The sequence below is a fragment of the Rhizobium acaciae genome (assembly GCF_025941625.1).
GTDB classification, from domain to species: Bacteria; Pseudomonadota; Alphaproteobacteria; order Rhizobiales; family Rhizobiaceae; genus Rhizobium; species Rhizobium acaciae.
The window spans coordinates 130,963-148,416 of the sequence record NZ_JAPCZO010000019.1 but is presented as its reverse complement, the minus strand read 5'-3'; the positions used below and the strand labels follow the sequence as shown (position 1 = coordinate 148,416).

The 17,454-nt window shown below is 60.5% G+C and carries 14 protein-coding genes and 3 pseudogenes; 8 read left to right on the top strand and 9 right to left on the bottom strand.

The genetic code is table 11. The annotated features are described in order from the left end of the window. Positions 1-221: 221 nt before the first annotated feature. Positions 222-359 (top strand): annotated as a pseudogene (locus OLZ32_RS27455) (ABC transporter ATP-binding protein); the annotation flags it as partial. Here OLZ32_RS27455 and traA read toward each other — a convergent pair. Continuing rightward, entirely contained in the window at positions 346-3,645 is a 3,300-nt protein-coding gene (traA, locus tag OLZ32_RS27450) for a Ti-type conjugative transfer relaxase TraA (RefSeq protein ID WP_264423760.1), read from the bottom strand. The pseudogene OLZ32_RS27455 and the gene traA overlap by 14 nt on opposite strands. Before the next feature lie 287 nt (positions 3,646-3,932). Here traA and OLZ32_RS27445 point away from each other — a divergent pair, with 287 nt between their 5' ends. Together OLZ32_RS27445 and OLZ32_RS27440 are read left to right on the top strand one after the other, a co-directional pair. After that, a complete protein-coding gene (locus OLZ32_RS27445; RefSeq protein ID WP_264423758.1) occupies positions 3,933-4,244 on the top strand; it encodes a mobilization protein in 312 nt (103 codons plus the stop codon). After that, positions 4,241-5,923 carry a type IV secretory system conjugative DNA transfer family protein gene (locus OLZ32_RS27440; RefSeq protein ID WP_264423755.1) on the top strand — a complete coding sequence of 561 codons (1,683 nt, stop codon included), beginning with the start codon at positions 4,241-4,243 and terminating at the stop codon, positions 5,921-5,923. Before OLZ32_RS27445 ends, OLZ32_RS27440 begins: the two co-directional genes overlap by 4 nt. Positions 5,924-6,025: 102 nt before the next feature. Here OLZ32_RS27440 and OLZ32_RS27435 read toward each other — a convergent pair whose 3' ends face one another. Beyond that, the gene (locus tag OLZ32_RS27435; protein WP_264423785.1) at positions 6,026-7,282 is read right to left on the bottom strand and encodes a type II toxin-antitoxin system HipA family toxin; all 1,257 of its coding nucleotides are present in this window, start codon (positions 7,280-7,282) and stop codon (positions 6,026-6,028) included. Further along, positions 7,275-7,583 carry a helix-turn-helix domain-containing protein gene (locus OLZ32_RS27430; RefSeq protein WP_026160331.1) on the bottom strand — a complete coding sequence of 103 codons (309 nt, stop codon included), beginning with the start codon at positions 7,581-7,583 and terminating at the stop codon, positions 7,275-7,277. The genes OLZ32_RS27435 and OLZ32_RS27430 overlap by 8 nt, the downstream gene beginning before the upstream one ends. Before the next feature lie 168 nt (positions 7,584-7,751). Between OLZ32_RS27430 and OLZ32_RS27425 the strand changes: the two are divergent. Then, a pseudogene (locus OLZ32_RS27425) lies at positions 7,752-7,991 on the top strand (type IV secretory system conjugative DNA transfer family protein); the annotation flags it as partial. A 124-nt stretch (positions 7,992-8,115) separates the two neighbouring features. Next, positions 8,116-8,361: a WGR domain-containing protein gene (locus OLZ32_RS27420; protein WP_264423753.1), complete on the top strand. Its 246-nt coding sequence runs from the start codon at positions 8,116-8,118 to the stop codon at positions 8,359-8,361. Positions 8,362-8,424: 63 nt separating this feature from the next. Here OLZ32_RS27420 and OLZ32_RS27415 read toward each other — a convergent pair whose 3' ends face one another. Together OLZ32_RS27415 and OLZ32_RS27410 are read right to left on the bottom strand one after the other, a co-directional pair. Next, complete coding sequence (locus OLZ32_RS27415) at positions 8,425-9,345, bottom strand: ArdC family protein (RefSeq protein ID WP_264423751.1); 921 nt, start codon at positions 9,343-9,345, stop codon at positions 8,425-8,427. Positions 9,346-9,725: 380 nt separating this feature from the next. Then, positions 9,726-10,621: pseudogene (locus OLZ32_RS27410) on the bottom strand (GGDEF domain-containing protein). A gap of 204 nt (positions 10,622-10,825) precedes the next feature. Between OLZ32_RS27410 and OLZ32_RS27405 the strand changes: the two are divergent. The 3 genes from OLZ32_RS27405 to OLZ32_RS27395 all read left to right on the top strand — a co-directional run bounded on the left by OLZ32_RS27405 (position 10,826) and on the right by OLZ32_RS27395 (position 12,972). Beyond that, positions 10,826-11,260: a hypothetical protein gene (locus tag OLZ32_RS27405; RefSeq protein ID WP_003548856.1), complete on the top strand. Its 435-nt coding sequence runs from the start codon at positions 10,826-10,828 to the stop codon at positions 11,258-11,260. 465 nt (positions 11,261-11,725) lie between these two features. Continuing rightward, the gene (locus OLZ32_RS27400; protein WP_264423748.1) at positions 11,726-12,031 is read left to right on the top strand and encodes a hypothetical protein; all 306 of its coding nucleotides are present in this window, start codon (positions 11,726-11,728) and stop codon (positions 12,029-12,031) included. Positions 12,032-12,228: 197 nt separating this feature from the next. Beyond that, the gene (locus OLZ32_RS27395; protein WP_264423746.1) at positions 12,229-12,972 is read left to right on the top strand and encodes a thermonuclease family protein; all 744 of its coding nucleotides are present in this window, start codon (positions 12,229-12,231) and stop codon (positions 12,970-12,972) included. Here the strand turns inward: OLZ32_RS27395 and OLZ32_RS27390 are convergent, their stop codons facing one another. Genes OLZ32_RS27390 through OLZ32_RS27375 form a run of 4 tightly spaced genes read right to left on the bottom strand, consistent with a single transcriptional unit; the run spans position 12,973 to position 17,384 of the window. Beyond that, entirely contained in the window at positions 12,973-13,947 is a 975-nt protein-coding gene (locus tag OLZ32_RS27390; RefSeq protein WP_028741734.1) for an OmpA family protein, read from the bottom strand. It abuts the gene before it with no gap. Beyond that, positions 13,932-15,134: a hypothetical protein gene (locus OLZ32_RS27385; RefSeq protein WP_264423743.1), complete on the bottom strand. Its 1,203-nt coding sequence runs from the start codon at positions 15,132-15,134 to the stop codon at positions 13,932-13,934. The genes OLZ32_RS27390 and OLZ32_RS27385 overlap by 16 nt, the downstream gene beginning before the upstream one ends. Then, positions 15,134-15,958, bottom strand: a complete 825-nt coding sequence (locus OLZ32_RS27380; RefSeq protein ID WP_264423741.1) for a hypothetical protein — start codon at positions 15,956-15,958, stop codon at positions 15,134-15,136. The genes OLZ32_RS27385 and OLZ32_RS27380 overlap by 1 nt, the downstream gene beginning before the upstream one ends. Then, positions 15,936-17,384 (bottom strand): hypothetical protein, encoded by a 1,449-nt coding sequence (locus OLZ32_RS27375; protein WP_264423739.1) that lies wholly within the window; start codon positions 17,382-17,384, stop codon positions 15,936-15,938. Before OLZ32_RS27375 ends, OLZ32_RS27380 begins: the two co-directional genes overlap by 23 nt. Positions 17,385-17,454: the final 70 nt, after the last annotated feature.

Below are 17,454 nucleotides of genomic sequence, written 5' to 3'. Positions count from 1 at the left end.
ATCACCCAACGACAGCGGCCGGCAAGCCAGCACCGCTCATAAGCAACCGTGTGGTCCAGCGGCGGAAATTTGAAGAGGTGGCTGGGAAACCGGGCGCCTTGATTGGAGCTGAACCGCTGACGCGCCTCACTGTAGGATCGATTTTTATCCAAACATTCTCGTTCCACATTCCGTCTAATTTAAAGTCTAAAGGCGGCCAATTTGAATTTTCATGCCCACGCCTTTCGATCGTCGGAGAATCCGGCTCGAGAAAATCGACGATCGCGACCATGATCCTCGGCGAGATCGCGTCAACGGAAGGCGAGCTACAATTCGGAGCCTCGCTTGTGGGCCGAGCTAAGACGTCTACATCCCAAGCCCCAAGGACTTGCCGCGCTTCAGTGATCGCTGCAACTCCATCTGCTGCGTGAGTTCCGCACGATGACTGCGGTCGGCAAGGCGAGCAACCTGGCTGATCCGCTCGATGTCCCCAGCCTGATCTGGCCCCATTCGCTTCAGCTGATCCGCGAGATCTGAGGGATCGGCGCGACCGAAGCGCGTTTCGATCGCAGTAATGATGTCCTTCGCCTCGGCAAGCGCTCGGCGCCCCTCCGGTGTCGCCGCCAGTCGTTCGACGAACTTTCCCTTGTCGGCATGGGCGAGATCGTCGAGCTGGCGCAGCAGCGCCTCGCTCCGGCGGCTCGGGCCCAGAACTTCGACCACGTCCTGCTTTTCCCGCTTCCAGCGCTCCGAGCCGCATTCGGCCGCAAGGCGACGCTGCCAGGTCTTGGCGGATTGGCGAACATGCGAGGCCAGCGCATCGATCCGGGAAAGCGCGTGTTTGCGTCCGGCGTTGTCTCCGAACAGGCCGGTCTTGCCGGCCAGCGCACCGATCGTCTCCGGCAAAGTGCTGAGTTGATTGGCGAGCGCGACCGGATCTGCGTTCTCATCGAGGATGCGACCGCGCAACACATCCATGGCCGCTGGCGCGTCCTTGAACACCTGCGGTGCAAGCTGCTTTGCCGCGTCCCAATCTCGTTCGAATGCCGGCATCGCCTTTGATCGTCCAACCTCTTCCACGCTCATCGCATAGGTCTTCACGGCCGCAACGAGGACGCGGCGTTCATGGTCACGTTCATCGTCACTGGGATCCTGGTGCGAAGAGCCGCCATCGGCGATGGTGCGGGCTGCGAGCGGAGTCGGCGGCCGTGGTTCTTGCATTGGCTTGGGAACCGCCGTGTCCGGGATGCGCTGTGCCCCTGTGCTGATTTCGTGAGATACGACCTCACTCTCGCCCTGCCCCCGGCGATCCTCCATGCCGCGGCGATTGGCAAAGTCATGCGTATAGTCGAGCGTCGTCTCCTTCACGCCTGACCGGCTCAGTGCCTCCGTCAGGGAGCGCACCGTCTTGAACGCATCCAGCCCCGCATAGAGCTGCACCTCCTCGCGATGACGGGTCATCGCCACATAGGTCAGATGCCGGTCCATCGTCGTCGACGCCAGAACAAAACTCCGGTCGACGGTAGCGCCTTGCGTCTTGTGGATCGTCGTTGCGTAGCCGTGGTCAAAGGATTGGTAACGATTGACCGGTACGGTCACCTGGCGTTGCCCATCTTGCGTCTGCGCCTTGCCGTCAAGCCGAACCTGTATTGCGTCCGGCGCGACGGCGATCACCTCGCCCAACATGCCATTCTTGACGGCGAGGTCGCGATCGTTCTCCAGGAAGACGATGCGATCGCCGCGCGTAAAGGATCGCTTCCCATTGTGGGTCTGGTAGGCGAGTTCCTCACCCTTATCACCAGACGGGTTGTTGCTGCCCTTTGCGAGCTCACCGCTTTCCTGCAACTGAGCGCGAATGCCGGCATTGATGGCAGCCACATCTATCCGTCGATGGGCCATCGCAATGCGCGTGTCGTTGGGATTGGCCGATCGGTCAGCGACGTAATCGGCAATGATCGCCTTCAGCGTTTCCGCGCGATCCGTCTTCAGATGAACGCTTCCCCGTGCCTCGTAGGCCGTCAATCCGGCTGCGGTCCGGTGAGATGCGAAGTCGATCGAGGCCTGCTTTTGCCAATCGGCTTTTTGCCGGCGCACTTCCGAAAGCTGCGCATGGCCGACGGCTTCGGCGATCGCCCGGAACGGCGCGCCCGCTCCGATCGCCTGAAGCTGTTCATGATCGCCGACCAGGACGAGCTTGGCGCCGGCCCGTTTGACCTCGTCGACGAAGCGGGCGAGCTGACGACTGCCGACCATTCCGCCCTCATCGATGACGAAGACGTCACGAGCATTCAGCCGACCGCGATCAGCCTGCCAGCTGTATTCCCACGACGCCAATGTGCGGCTCGCGATCCCGGACGATTGCTCCAGTCCCTCGGCGGCCTTGCCGGCCAATGCCGCGCCATGAACACGATAACCTTGCGCTTCCCAGGCCTGGCGGGCAGCCGCCAGCATCGTGCTCTTGCCGGCACCGGCAAAGCCGATCACGACAGTGATCTGACCGGGACCCGTGACATGCTCGATCGCCTGGCGCTGTTCAGCCGACAGCCCCTGCCGCGGTGAAGGATTTCCCGCCTGGATCGATCTGTCCTGTTCGGCAATCGCGGCATCCACATGCCGCTTGAAGACACCGTGGTTTTGGCGCGCCTTCATCGCCATGACATTGCTGGCGATCACGCCCTCGATCGCCACCATCTCTACCGTCGAATAGCGTGCCTCGCCATCGCGACCCCGAAGGCTTGAACTGTCGGGCTTAAGTTGGACCAGTGCCTTCGACGCCATGACCGCGGCAAAAGCATTCTGGAAGGTCTGCGGATCGTCGTTGATATAGCGATGCAAAGCCCTGGCAATGTCATAGCGGTTGAAGACGCTCTTCTCGTTGGTAATCAGCTTCAGGATTTCATCCGGGCGCCTCCGGATGGTCTCGGCATTTCGCTCGGCCGATTGCGGTGAGATGCGGACGCGCGAGACTGCCCCACCCTGGCGATCGATCTGAGTGGCATGGACACCGACATGTTCGGTCGGCTCGATCGTGATCCCGGCTTCCAGATGCGAACGGTTGTCGATACGGATATCGAGGCCGGCCCTCTCAAGGTGAGTGTTGGCAAGATGCTCCCAGGCCTGTCTGAGATCCTTCAGCTGCAGTTGCGATGGCGGCAGGTGATTGGCGAGAAGCCATCTGTTTTCCCGCTCGAGCAGCGTCTTGTCGCCAAGACCGGCTTCCGTCACCTGGCGCGTCGTCATCATCAGATGCGCGTGGCTGTTTCTGATGTCGCTTCCCTCGCCCGGCCGATGGATCGCGAAGTCGACGGCAGCGCCATAACGATTGGCCAGATGCAGCGCAAACGCCCGCGTCAGCACCAGGCGTTGATCCGGCGTCAGTTCGTGCGGCAGGGCGATTTCGAATTCCCGGGCAATCCGGGCGTCACTTCGCTTCTCGGCACGCTCGGCGGCATTCCACAAGGCGGATCGCTTCATCGCCCAATAGGCAGAAGAACGAGCCGGCAAGACGATCTCGGCATGCTCGACACCTTTCCTGTTGCTAAAATCATGGGTCAGCCCATCACGCTCGTTGGTCAGTCTCACGGCGGCGCGATAGGCGGCCGACGCAACCGCACTGCGGCCACCGCTGCGGGCGATCGGCTTCATGCTGAGATGATAGATCGCCATCGCTTGTCCCCTATGTTAGCGGGCCGCCGGCCCGCGCTTTGAGTTGCCCCGCAACTCGTAAGTGCGCCCTTGTGCCTTCGTCGCTTTGCTCCTTCGGGCACTGGTGGGAGCACGCGGCAATCTCCCCACGACCTCGTAAGCCGTTCACCCGGTTGCTTCCACTCGCAGATTTGCGGGTTTCGAAGCGCCGCTCTTCGAGACAACTTCGATCCAGGCACGCCGGCGGCTCTGACCATCCGTTCATTGCCGCGGCCAATGGCTGAACAGGAACAAGGGAGAAGATCATCATGGCGCGCAAAACCATCGGCGAACGGCTGGCGCAGCTCGAGGCCCAGCGCAAGACATTGCAGATCCGGCTCGGCAAGCAGGAGCGTGCCATCGATACGCGCCGCAAGGTGCTGATCGGCGCACTGGTGCTGCATCGGCTGGAGAATGATCGCGATGTTCACATCGGCGGAGGACTGGCAGCCTGGCTCAGATCGGAACTGCCAAAGTTCCTCACGCGAGATGGCGATCGGGACCTGTTCGACGATCTGCTCGAACCACGGCCGCACGACCCGTCGCTCGGCAATGTCGGCAGTGGGAGTGCGGCATCATGATCAATGCCAACCAGATCAAAACTGCCTTCGCAAACATGATGCGCATGGCGGCCCGCGATCCGCTCTGGGCGATCGTCGCCCTGATCACGTTTCCGCTGCGATATGCCAAGTCGTTTGTCATGGGCGCGGCCGGCTATTTGTTTGTCGTGTTCACCGTCAACTTCGGGATCGACTACCTCAGACGCGTGCCCCTCGGCGGCCACAGGGGTGACGTCATCTGGCATATAGGCGATTGGGTGGTGATGGCCTTTGCCATCGTGCTGCTCATTCGATTGTTGTCGGTACCGTTGATCACCCATTTCGGAACTGTCAGCGACGACACGCATGGGTCGGCGCGCTTTGCCGGCCGAAGAGAGATTGCGCCGCTCGCCAAAGCCGGCAGTGGCCTGCTGATCGGCCGCGCACCCGGTTCCGGAGGCTTGCTGCGATATGACGGACCAGCTCACCTGCTCACCATGGCGCCGACGCGCAGCGGCAAGGGTGTCGGCACCATCATCCCGAACCTTCTGACCGCCGACCGCTCGATTATCTGCATCGATCCGAAAGGCGAGAATGCGAAGATCGCAAGTGATGCACGAGAGAAGTTCGGACCGGTTCATATCCTCGATCCGTTCGGCATCACCGGCAGACCTTCGGCAGCCTTCAATCCGATGGACGGTTTTAATCCAGCCGGCATCGATGTTGCCGAAGATGTCTCCACCTTGGCCGATGCGCTGGTGTTCGACGAACCCGGTCTTTCGGGGGACGCCCATTGGAACGAAGAAGCCAAAGCGCTGATCGCTGGATTGCTGCTGTATGTGCTCGCCAGCCAGCCAGACGACAGACGCACGCTGACGACGCTCAGGCATTTGCTGACGCTGGCGCCGGAAGCCTTCCGTGCCGTGCTGGGCGAGATGCAGGCAAGCGACGCCGTGAACGGACTGATCGCGCGGGCCGCCAACCGCCATCTCGGCAAGTCGGATCGTGAAGCCAGCGGCGTGGTGTCGGCAGCCCAGCGACATACGCATTTCCTCGACAGTCCGCGCATGACCGAGGTGTTGTCACGATCGGATTTTCGGTTCGGCGACCTCAAGGCAGACAAGGCGACCGTGTTCCTGGTCTTGCCGCCGGACAGGCTTGCGGCCTATTCGCGGTGGCTGCGTTTGCTGGTGGCCCAGAGCCTGACCGAGATGGCGCGAACCGCACCCTCGCCGCATCCATCCACGCCGCCGGTTCTCTATCTGCTCGACGAGTTTGCCGCCCTTGGTCATCTGGCGCCGATCGAACGGGCCATGGGATTGATGGCAGGTTACGGTGTGCAACTCTGGCCGATCATCCAGGACATTCATCAGCTGCGCGCCACCTATGGCCAGCGTGCCGGCACGTTTCTGTCCAACGCCGGTGTGCTGCAAGTGTTCGGCGTCAACGATCACGACAGCGCCCGTCTGGTATCCGATCTGCTTGGCCAGGAGACCGTGGTGTTCAACACGGCCGCACGCGCACTCGATTCGGAAAAGAGCGGCCTCTCCTTTGCCGAGCAGCATGTCGGCCGCCCGCTGCTGACGCCCGACGAAGTCCGCAACATGCATGCCGAGACCGAGCTGCTGTTCATCGCCGGTCAGCGGCCGATCGTTGCGACAAAGTTGCGCTATTATTCCGATCCGGAATTCGTCGGATTGTTTGCCAGGCAGGAGAGATGAACCAGGCGGTTCACATCACCCCGATGAACCGATCTGCGCGCGCCTTGGACGCAGTCGCGGCAGCGGAAGATCCGTCATCACAGCGTGCTTCTGATTCCAGCCTTATTGCTTGGCGCAACTGCTGAGTACGGGCGTCATCACCTTCACGTGCTCATCGATCCGCTCGAGCACTTTTTCCGGGACGACGGCCCGTTCCGGAAGACTCCACCAATGCTTGTTAACGCGTTCAACGGTATCGACGACCGCCTTGAGCACAGCCGGCTCCGGCAGCCTCGCGCGGTTGGCGAAGATCTTCCATCGCTGCGCGATGAGCGCCTTGAAGGAGCGCTCGCCGCCGAGTGACAGCGCCATGGCGTCGGCGGGAATGTAGGGCACGGTCGACAGGACATCGTAGATCGGCGCGAGCTCCGGCTTGTCGCCATTGCCACGATAGATCAGCGACCAGTTTTTGAGGTGCATGTCGCCATTGCCGGTTATGACCGTCAGGGCCAGACGGCGTACGAACTCGAGGGCGGCCGTCGGCGAGATGGCGACACCGAGGGCGGAGGCTATATCGTGGTATGCTGCGGCCTCGTATTTGCGCGAGGGATAAATGCCGAAGACCTGGGCGAAATCTTCGATATGGATGCGTTCGGCGCCGGCGCCCCGATCGAAGCGTTTGACTAGGAGTACCTTTCCGTCCGACAGCGTGTCGAACTCCTCGGGGATCCCTTCGAAATCGGACTTCTCGACAAGCTCGCGTTCTGGCACTTCCATGCCGATCGCGGCAGCCAATGCAAGGTTGGCGTACTCGTTTTCAGAAACACCAGGAAACGATGTCGAAGGAAACTTGGCGATGTAATGGCCCTGCTCGTCACCCATCGGCAAGGTTAGACCACCACCCCTGCCAGTGTTTTTCATCACCGAGAGTTTCATCTGCACACCTGCGAGTGAAAACCGGGCTTTCGGCTTGCCTCTCGACGCGTCCTCGATCACCGCCGTCGTGCCACCGCTCGGTACAACGCGGACAGCGCCTGGCAGGTCCTGACCGAGCGCGGCCAGCAGATCAAAATCGTTGCCCGCGCGCACATGACCTGCGTGGTGCTTTTCCATCGCCTCGCGCAATTTGTCTTCAGGAAGAAGATTGGCGAAGAACGCCGGCAAGGCGCCGGCAATTGGCTTGGGATCCTTGCGCAACCCTCCCGTCGCCGCCCGGAATGACAGGCCAAGGACTGGGAACCCACCCGTCGCGCGATAAGCTTCGTCGAAGCTGAACGCACTGAAATCTCCAGGCGTCCTGACAAGTGTGCCGACCTTCAGATCGTTCAGCAGCACCTCAAGCGAAGGAATGGCATTGGCAGCCTGAAATATCTTAGCCATGATCGTTATCGTCGGGGCGGGAGATGAAAGCCGGGAGATCATCGTCGTCATGTGGGCGCAGCAAGGCCTCGACCGCGGGAACCATTGCTTGGGGGATCATCATCATTTCTAGGCCGAGCGCGCGGGCAACATTCATCAAAGTTGTCGCGCGAGCCGCGGCGACCCCCGTCTCGATGTCGCGATAACGAGGACGCGAAATGCCTGCCAAATCGGCGACCTGTTCCTGGGTCATTGCCGAGGCCTGTCGTGCCTTCTTCAATAACTGCCCGATTTCGAGCAAAGCCGCTGAATCTGGGCTCATAATGATACCTGCGCGTTTCATTCGACCTTGCGCTGATATGTATAGATATCTTCTGTCACTATTGTCAAGGCTATTGATCTGTTTACGGATCATATTCGACCAAACGATATGTTTAGAGATCATCGTCATGTCTGCCTTAGCCTCAACGGGTGGCCGTCTGGTGTCCAATTGCTTGGCCAGGAGGCCGCGGTGTTCAACATGGCGGCACGCGCCCTTGTGTCGGAACGACCGGCCTCTCCTTTGCCGAGCAGCATGTCGGCGCCCGCTGCTGACGCCCGACGAAGTGCGTATCTGCCGGCAAGTAGTGAGCTTCTGTTCATCGCCGGCCAGCGGCCGATCGCGGCCACCAAGCTGCGCTATTATGCCGATCCGGAATTCGTCGGATTGTTTGCCAACCAGGCGAGATGAGCCAGGAGAGATAAGGCAGGAGCGATGAGCCAGGCGGTTCACATCACCCCGATGAATCGATCGGGCCTCATCGATTCACAAATGTCGTTGGACGCCGCCGCCTGGTCTTTGCGATTCTGCCGGCATGACAGTCCAGCCCTATCGTCTCTACATCGAACACATCGATCCATCGAAGAACATGGCTCGTTATTACGCGCTGTCGATCGAGCCGAACCTCTTCGGCGGGACATCGCTGGTGCGCAGCTGGGGACGGATCGGCAGTCGCGGGCAGCAGAAGATCCATGTCTTCGATAGCGAGGTAAAAGCAGTCGATCTCCTGCTCACCCTTTTGCGCAGGAAGCGCTCCCGAGGCTACCTTCCGCTGCAGTGATCGGCATCCGCGTCTCTCATGCCTGAGTGAAGGAAAAGACGGCCGAGTGAAGGAAGAGACGGCTTACGCCGCCTCCTCCTCATCGAGCTCCGGCTGCAAGGAATGCAGATAGTCGACGGCGCGCTGCGCATGTGCTGCCGCCGAGAAGATGGCGCGCTTGTCGTGGTGGAGAACCTTCAGCCAGCCATCGAGATAGCGTGCGTGGTCGGGGCGTGGTTCGAGCTCTGGGACGATGCCGAGATCGGCGCAGAGAAACGCGCTGCCGAGTTCGGCGATGAGCTCCTCGCGCGCACGTTCGCTTCTGTCCTTTGCGTAGCGGCTGAGATCGCGATCCAGCCGTCGCGGTGCGGCGGTCCAGTGCGTGATCTCGTGGCTGAGGACGGCGACATAGGAGGCATCGTCCCTAAAGGCATCCAGGCATGGCATCTGGATGTAATCACGCTGAGCTGCATAATAGGCAGCCGATCCACCGTGGCGGATCAGCGCGCCGGTATTGGCAAAGAAGCGGCCGGCATCGCCGATGCGGCTCAGCGGATCCTGGAAAGATGCGACGTCGTCAAAGCGGCCGTTAAGACCGGCGATCTGATCGGTGTTGAACACCGTGTAGGCTTTGAGGAATGGAACATCCTGTTCGATCTCGGTGCCCGTCTCGGTCGTCTCGGTGCGGATGAACGAACTGGCAAAGACCACGGTCGTGCCGGTTTCGCCCTTGCGGACGGCGCCGCCGAGCTCGATTGCCTGGCGAAAGGTCATCCAGCGTGATGAGGCAAAGCCGCGGGCGATGGCTTGCGACCACAGCAGCAGGACGTTGATCCCGGAATAGGGTTGGCCGTTGTGGCGCAGCGGCCGGCTGACCTCACTTGCCGAATGTCCCGTCGTCCAGGGTTTGGTCCATGGCCGCACGCCCTGCTCGAGATCGGCGATGATCGTGTTGGTGATGCGGCTGTAGATATCGGATCGTTGATTGGATTGCTGCCTGCTCATGTTGGAACCTCCGTTTCGAGGTCGCGGCCATCGCGACCTGCTACGGCGGTCCGAAAGCCGGGCAGCAAGCGCTGCCTGCACCCGCAGGGCCGCAACGAAGTGGAGGACGGCAAGGCCGTTGCCGGCGGCGCGAGCCTGGCAGGACCAAAAGCCGGGGCAGGACGCGATCGCCCGCAATCGCAGGGGAGGTTTAGACAGAGGCGGACATGGCGGATCCGCGAGGCGGCGTCACATCGCTCACGTCGCAGATGCTCGCAGCGGCGATGGCTTGCCCGGCCGGCCGGACGATCGCCGTTGCCCCGGCGGGCGACTGATGTGCAAGACGAAAGTGCCTGCTTTGAGAACGGCAGCCCGATGAGCTTCAAGCGTAGCCCATGTCCCTACGCTGCGCGCACCCTGTCCCGTCCGCTCAACTTGGCAGCGTAGAGCGCTTGATCGGCGCGTCGATAAAGGTCCGAAGCGCCGTCTGACGGGGCACAAGCGGCGATACCGGCAGAGCAGGTGTAGCTGAAGTCGGGTGATTCAGGCAGAGGCCGGGAGAAGCGGATCACCGTCAGCATGCGCTCGACCATGTCGATGGCGTCTTCCGGCCCGGTTGCCGGCATCACGAGAACGAACTCTTCTCCGCCGACCCGCCCAAAGCAATCGTTGCGACGAACAATCTGATGAATGCGATGAGCGAAATCGCGCAGAACGACATCCCCTGCCTGGTGACCAAGCCGATCGTTGATGCGTTTGAAATTGTCGATGTCGAATACGGCAAGACATCCGTTGTTTCCGTGCCGAGCGGCCGTCAGCATGTCGTCGACGCGTGCCATCACAAAGCGGCGATTGGCGACACCGGTGAGTTCGTCGGTGTAGGACGCCTTGATCGCCTGATCGCCATCTTGCCGGACAATCCTGCCATGCGCTCGCAAACTGGTGATGTCGCTTGCAAGGCACAACATCCATCCGCTCTTCTGGACCCTTCGGTCATCCAGAACCATCGGCCGTCGCACAGATCCGTCTCGAACGCGCGATAGCCGATCTTGCCGCGGCGCGACTGTGTCGAGCGCAGCCACTCGTTGAAATTGCCCGTCCGAATGACCGTGCCTCGCCCGAGTTCGAAATTGCGCCGCATGAGATCAGGCCAGAGTGGAGCTTCATCGGGCTCGATGAAATAGACCGAACGAAAGGCGCTGTTGGCGTATTGCAGCCGGTCATGACCATCGTAGACGGCAATGAGCGTCTCGGTTTGTCCAGAAAGGTGCAGAAGCTGTTCGAAAATATCGTCCATACCGAACCTGTCTGGTTGCCTTGGCATGACATGGCGCAGAAACCCTATGGGAAAAGAGCCGCTCCGCAAGCAAAGGCACCTCCAGTGATTACGGAAACGTCAACGAGATGCCCGTTTTCAATCGTGATTGGACATCGGCCGCGACCTGAGCGACGCTGTTTTCGGGAGGCGGACCATCTATTTTTCCGGAGATAGGAGGCCGAAATGGAACAGTACGCATTAGATCAGTTGAAAACCATCGCAACGGTCAGCCCGACCTGCAAGCGCCTTGAAATCACGCGGTGCGAACGGCTTGAACGGTGGGCCGAAAGTCTCGAACGCAGCCCCAGACCGTTTCTCAAGACACTTCACGAAACCGAATATCAGCCGATTTCAGATCGGCTTGCTCTGCGCGATGACGGCACGCCCATCTCCGTCGCGTTCGCTGATCCCATTCTGCGGGCGGCAGGAATGGAAAATGACAGCTATGGAGAAGCCAAACGGTTCTTCGAACTCAGCGACGAGCAATTGCATGATCTCGTGTGCTTCTGCCATTTCGGTGAACGCGTCAGCGCTGCAGTCGTGGCTCGCCGTTTGCGAAAGATGGCGGGTACCCGACCAAGTGGCTTTTTCGCTCAGCTGCGCGCGTTCTTTGGCTAAGCGCGGTTAAGGCGACTGGTGCCGCGAGCGTTGGCGCTCGCCTCGGAAGAAAGGGCCGCCGCGGTCATCGGCTGGTCCCGGTTTCGACGCGTGCCGACGTCGTCAGCTCAAACCGGCCACACTCGCATCCGTGGGGCTGACGACGTGTCGTCAACGCGCGCGAGCGGCATCTGATGCAGGGATGCCGCGACGATGGTGAAGCGCGACAGCAGTTTGTCCGTGGAATGAGGCTCAATGTCGCCGCGACAACGGTGAGCGTGAACGCCACATTCCGGTGCGTTCTCTAAGCCTGCGTCGCCGAACGCTCCAGCGATATCACCTTGCTCCGGCCGCAGCGTTGCCCGTTTCGGCAACGGGATCGGCCGCTGTTTCCATTCAGGTCAATGGATCGCTTCGGCAAAGTTTCAGTTGACCGTTTTCGATGGGGAGGTGACATTCTTCTGTAGCGAGGCAGGAGAAAAAACGATGGATGAGGCAGAGCGTTGGCGCCATATGGCAAGCGCACCGAAAGACGGTAGTCGTATCCTGGTCACGATCCGGCCATCCGAGCAGGGGCCGGCGGAGGTCGACCTCGCGTACTGGTCGAATGGCGATCAGTTCGCGGGAGAAGGCTGGCGCGCGTCCGACTCCTCGCCGGGGCAGATCATCGAATATGCCGATCCGGAACTGAAGTGTTGGATGCCAATGCCTTCGGCCAACCTTGGTCGCACGTCGATACCCCCACCCTGGGAGGGCGACGATGACCGGAACCTCGACGGGTCGGGGATCTGAAAAATCGCGCTCAAGGACAGTGCGACGAGCGGGCTTCACGGGCTTCCTCGGTTGGCGAGCCTGTTCTCGCGTTGACCCGCCGCGAGTTGAAGCGAGATGTGCAACGGTCTCGCATTGCGTGGTGATCCGCCACGCTTGGAAAATTCCTGATCTTCCCAGCAAGGCAAACCCGCGTTAAGCCGGCCTCGAGGTTTTGCGTGCGAATTTGGAAGCGGGCGCCTCGCGTCGCGTTTTTGAAGAACAGAGAAGGCAACTCCTTATTGGCGAACAGGAAGTTCAGACACACGGGCTGGATGACCGTCATCATCACATTCACGATCGGGGTATTCGCACGGGAATCGACAGCGGAAACGGTGCGGGTCATAGACGGGGACACGATCCTTCTTGACCAAATCACGGTTCGGCTCGAGGGAATCGACGCACCCGAGGCCGGACAGAAATGCGCGTCCTTCTCCGGAGGAGATTGGCCCTGCGGCAAGGTCGCCATCGCGGCGTTGGAAGCACTGGTGGCATCGGGAGACGTCGTCTGCGATGATCGCGGCGTGGACATCTATCAACGACAGCTGGGTGTATGTCGTGTCGGACAGCGTGAGATCAATGCCGAAATGGTCGCGTCGGGCAACGCTTGGGCATTCCGAAAATACTCCACCGACTACGTCGCACTCGAGGATAAGGCCCGCGGCGAGCACCTTGGCATTTGGCAGGCTTTCACGATCCCCGCATGGGATTATCGCGCCGAGAGATGGCACGTCGCCGAGCAGCAAGCGCCGAAGGGCTGCCCGATCAAAGGCAACATCACCGAGAACGGCCATATCTACCACGCGCCATGGTCTCCGTGGTACGACCGCACCAAGGTCGATATAAAGAAAGGCGAGCGCTGGTTTTGTGACGAAGCCCAGGCGCTCAAAGCCGGATGGCGGGCGCCGCGATGGGGCCATTGATCACGGAGACAGGGACTGAGCCCGTCTCCGGATCCTGATTTCGATGCGTCGTCTGGCCTCGACATTTCCTGCCTGCCCCGCGGTAACGGTATCGCCCGGAAGTATCAATTGCGCCGCCGACATTGGAAGCACCGTTGCTTGGCTCAGTTTTGGGTTCGCCTTGAGGATGTTGGCGACGGCCATCGCCCGTGCCAATCCCAGTCCGGCGTTGTCGGCCGGCTCAAGGGCGGTGATCGGCAATTTGCTGTCCAGGACATCGATGAAGGTTTTGTCGAGATTGGAACTCGTCCGGGCCAGCGGCTGCTCGTCGGTATGGCCGATGACCTCGATGACGTCGACCTGATAGCGAGAAAGGTTGTCTGCGATCTGGTCGGAAATGGACGTGCCCAGTTTCTGCTGAAATTCGCTGGTCAGCTCGGCGCTGCCCGACCTGAAATAATAGCCGCCAGCTTCGCTGAGATTGATGATGGGCGGCCACTCGTGCGGGCTTTTCGCCGCCGCATTGGCGGTGACAAGCCTTTTGATCTCCGTGGGAGCGGCGTCAAGCTTTATGCCGTTGTCGTTCAGGACTTTCCGCAGCGCTGCCAGTTTTTCGAGCTCCGACATCTCGACCCCGCTTTTCTGCAAGCGGTCAACGGCCTGGCGTGCCGAAATCAGTTCCCGCCATTCCTTCTCGAACTTCTCCCGATCGACGGGTGAGAGATTGCCGGCTCCGAGCCTGGCCTGAAGTTCAACCACCCGGGCAGTCGCGTCGAAATTGTCCTTCTTGAGCTCCGCGAGCTTTTGCTCGGTGACCTGCAGCGCTCGCTCGGCCTCATATCGCTTTTTCCTTTCGGCGGTCACGAGCGCGGCCGCCACCAGCAGGAGACAAAAGACGAGCAGCAGCATGGATTCGGCCATGGTCAAGCCCAGAATGAGGCCGCGATTGTAGCCCTTATGCTCGAGTTTCGGGGTCTCGGCTATGTGCGCTGCCAATTGAACCACCTCTTACGCTCGATCGCTGATGCAGGCCGTGGCTTATCGTCGACTTCGACGGGTTTGGCTGCTGAAGCTTCAACGTTGGCCAAGTCGATTGCAGTTTCCTCGGAGACCAAAATCCCGGTCGCAACGGCCGGCTGAGGACGCTCCGGGTAAGCGCTCCGGCTCGGGCCTGCTTCAGGCGGCAATGCCATCGGGGGTTTCTCAAGAGCGTTGGCGATCCGGTCGAGCTTTGCTTCAAGGGTCTGCAACGGCTGGAGCGCTTCCTTGGTCTGCTCGATATGGGAACGCCCTCGCTCCGTATCCGCCTCCATGCGCTTCAAATGGGCCTCGGTCATCTCCCTGATGGACTCGATGACCGGCGTGAGCTCGATCTTGATGACATCTTCCGGGGCACGTATCTCGCCAAGCCGTGTGCCGACGCTTTCCACCGCGCCGCCGAACCTGTCGATGATCGTCGAAAGCTGACCGGTCGTTTCGGTCAACTTCGCCGCCGCGTTGTTGTTGCTGTCGTTGATGGTCTTGTTGTGGGATTCGATAATGGCCGAAAGCTGCTGCGCCGCCTCCTGAATGGGCTTGATCGCCTCTTTCGACAGGGATTCGATCGCCTTGCGAATATCTTCGCCGTTCTTCTCGGCCTGGCGGGCAATCTCGTCGAACCCTTCCGACAGCATCTGGTTGCTGACCCTGCGGTAGTTCGAAAACTCCCGGGCGGAGGAATCGAGCTCGGTTCTGACGCGCCTGGTCATCTCGGCAAGTTCGTGCCTGGCACTGCGCTCGATATCCAACGGGTCGCGGCGCATCTGGTTGAACAGGATCCGCAGCGTCACCCCGGCGATCGTCGACGTCACCGCGATACCGAAGTTTCGCACGATCGTGTCGATGGAAGTCTCACCGGCAAACAGATAGAGCGACACACCGAGGCTCGAGAGCGTGAACAGAAAGCCCATGTAGTAGAGATTGTCGCCCGCCTGCTCGTTATGCAGCCGGAAACCCGCCAATAATAGCGAAGCGAGAAAGTAGGTTGCCATCAGCAGCAACGGGACGACGGTGACGACCGCCGTCGACCATCCCCAGAGCTTGGCCGTCCAGATGAACACCATGCCGCCGATCGTCGTGAGAGCGAACAGCACCAGCGGCCCGTAGTCGCGAATCGCAGACTTTGTCACCTCTCTCGAGGCCATCAGCGTTTTCCTTCCAGACGAATGAAACCGTCGAAGTAGCCGTTATTGTTCGTGATCCACTCTTTCCAGAATTCAGCCAGTTCCTCGGCGGAGAATTTCAGGTTTGGACGCTGAAACGCGAGGATCTTCACCGACACCCCGTCGAGAGATGTTCTGAACTTATCACGCGCCTCGCTTTTCTGAAATTTCGAATAGGCGACGCCGTCGCGGTAGTTCGAAAACGCCGGCGTGTGTTCGATCATGTCGGAGGCGACGAACAGGGCCTTGGGCGTTCCGGCGGGGAGGTTCGAGAAGACGTCGAGGTTGATCCGCTGGATTCCGGCCATGATCGGCGAGGCATCGCCTGCCTTGCCGGACGCCAGCCTGCCAGCTATGTCTTCCAGGGGTTTTTGAAAGCCCTTTTCCCAATGCTCCTGGATCAGTCGCGGATTGCTGGTCCATTCATCGGCGAGGTCGCCGCTGCCCGGATTGCAGGCGTGGAACGTACGCTCCGGCTCGCCTTCCTTCTCGGTCAGCGAATAGATATCGATGGCACCGCCGACTGGAACCCTGCCCACGATTTGCTGAAATTGGTTCTTGAGATCAAGCGCCGTCGTGTCGGAAATGGGATCGGTGACATCAAGCAGGATGGCGGTTTCGGACGTCGCGCCGGTGACCGGGCAAAGGGAGGCCTTATCGACCGCCACGGTGCTGCTTGCCCTGTATTTGAGCCACCCAAACGCACCGATAATGGCGACAGACACCAAGCCAAGGGCAATGGCGCCGACAATCAGCCCGGCGGAATTGCCACTCCGCCTACGGCTACGCCTGCTGGATCGCGCCAAGGCCGGCCTCCGGGAATATGCTGTCCAGCTTGTGATAATTTTCGACAGCGGCTTCGAACTCGGCACCGATCTTGCGAATCTGCTCCGACAGTTCCGCCTGAGCCGCCTGAATTCGGCCGCTCAAGACCGCGTCATCCCATTCCTCGCTGGTGCGCAGCACCGGTGTCAGGCGCTCGAGCTTGTAGGGTTGAGAAAAATAGCCGGGCTCGGGTTCCGTCCGTGCCGCGCGGTTCGCGTCACGATAGATCGTCAGCAGTGCGTTCGCGGCGCGCTCGAGATTACTCTGATGCTCTGCAAACAGTCCCACAGTCCGCGTCCGGTGAGCGATGACGGCCGCGCATTCCTGGCGCCGCCCGCTGAGATCGCGCACGATCTCCTCGATCTTCGCGTTGTGATCGTCTCGTATGTCACGGAGATTGTCGATGAGCTCGAGCTTCCGGTCGATGTAGTTCGCACGCGCGCTGTCCAACCGCTTCCTCACCCCGGCAAAACCCGGATAGGGATCCGTCAGATAGCAGCCGTCGATGAAGGCCAGGATCGAAAAAAGCAGCCCGACGGCAAAGAGCATCCAGGAATTCAGTTCGGCAAGATCCAGCGGCGCGTTTCCGAGCCGCGATATGACTTGCGCGCCGGCTCCGGAAAGAACGGTCGATGACACCTCCCGATAATGGGCCAGGGCAAGATTGATTCCCAGGGCGATACAGATATAGGCGACCAGCCCACAGAACCCGAGCAGCTTGAAAAACAGGGATCGATGGACCAGGAAGCGAACGCAATAGGCCGACAACAGTAGAGCCGATCCGATGTTGAGGACGGCGAACGCGATCGCCTCCGTCACGCCGCCGACGATCCCCTGCTCGCTTCCCTTCGCGAGAAAGCTTCCATTCATGATCATCTCGAAGAGCACGAGAAAAACGATCAGGGCGATCTTGAACGCCTGCGCGGCGGCGGTCGAAACCTTCGCGGCGCGATCGAGATTGTGTTTCGCCTTGAAGGATGACATCTCGTCTTCGGCGGCCTTCAGATCGCGGCGCAGCCCATGCAACTCGTCGACGCCACTTGCCACCTCGGCCTTGAAGTCGGATACGCTCGACGCGTTGGCTTGCCGGATCAATCCAAACTGCCCTTCGAAGTCGAGATTGCGCAGGCGACCCTCGAAGGTCTGAAATTGATCCTCGAGGACCTGATAGGAGGCGGCCTTCTCCTCCTCGATCCGGGCGACTATCCTCTGCTCGACCTCGTCCGGCGACGCGGCGCTTGGCGCGGGCCGATTGAGCTTGCCGTTCTCGGCACCCTTTGCCCGCAGATCGAGCGTGGAACTGGTCTTGTCAATATCGAGCGAAGGGAAGATGTCGGTCGAGGCACGAAAGTCGTGGCTGGATTCCCGAACGCCCTCCCAGAGCCTGTTCAATGCTTCAAAGCCCACGCGAAACCTTTAGTGGTTGTTTACCAAAAGATGCTGCTGAACTGGATATCGCAGCGGTTGTACGTGGTCC

Bases quoted from the DNA above. Each gene is read 5' to 3' on its own strand.
- traA (WP_264423760.1), bottom strand. From the start codon at position 3,645: ATGGCGATCTATCATCTCAGCATGAAGCCGATCGCCCGCAGCGGTGGC.
- OLZ32_RS27445 (WP_264423758.1), top strand. From the start codon at position 3,933: ATGGCGCGCAAAACCATCGGCGAACGGCTGGCGCAGCTCGAGGCCCAG.
- OLZ32_RS27440 (WP_264423755.1), top strand. From the start codon at position 4,241: ATGATCAATGCCAACCAGATCAAAACTGCCTTCGCAAACATGATGCGC.
- OLZ32_RS27435 (WP_264423785.1), bottom strand. From the start codon at position 7,282: ATGGCTAAGATATTTCAGGCTGCCAATGCCATTCCTTCGCTTGAGGTG.
- OLZ32_RS27430 (WP_026160331.1), bottom strand. From the start codon at position 7,583: ATGAGCCCAGATTCAGCGGCTTTGCTCGAAATCGGGCAGTTATTGAAG.
- OLZ32_RS27420 (WP_264423753.1), top strand. From the start codon at position 8,116: ATGACAGTCCAGCCCTATCGTCTCTACATCGAACACATCGATCCATCG.
- OLZ32_RS27415 (WP_264423751.1), bottom strand. From the start codon at position 9,345: ATGAGCAGGCAGCAATCCAATCAACGATCCGATATCTACAGCCGCATC.
- OLZ32_RS27405 (WP_003548856.1), top strand. From the start codon at position 10,826: ATGGAACAGTACGCATTAGATCAGTTGAAAACCATCGCAACGGTCAGC.
- OLZ32_RS27400 (WP_264423748.1), top strand. From the start codon at position 11,726: ATGGATGAGGCAGAGCGTTGGCGCCATATGGCAAGCGCACCGAAAGAC.
- OLZ32_RS27385 (WP_264423743.1), bottom strand. From the start codon at position 15,134: ATGGCCTCGAGAGAGGTGACAAAGTCTGCGATTCGCGACTACGGGCCG.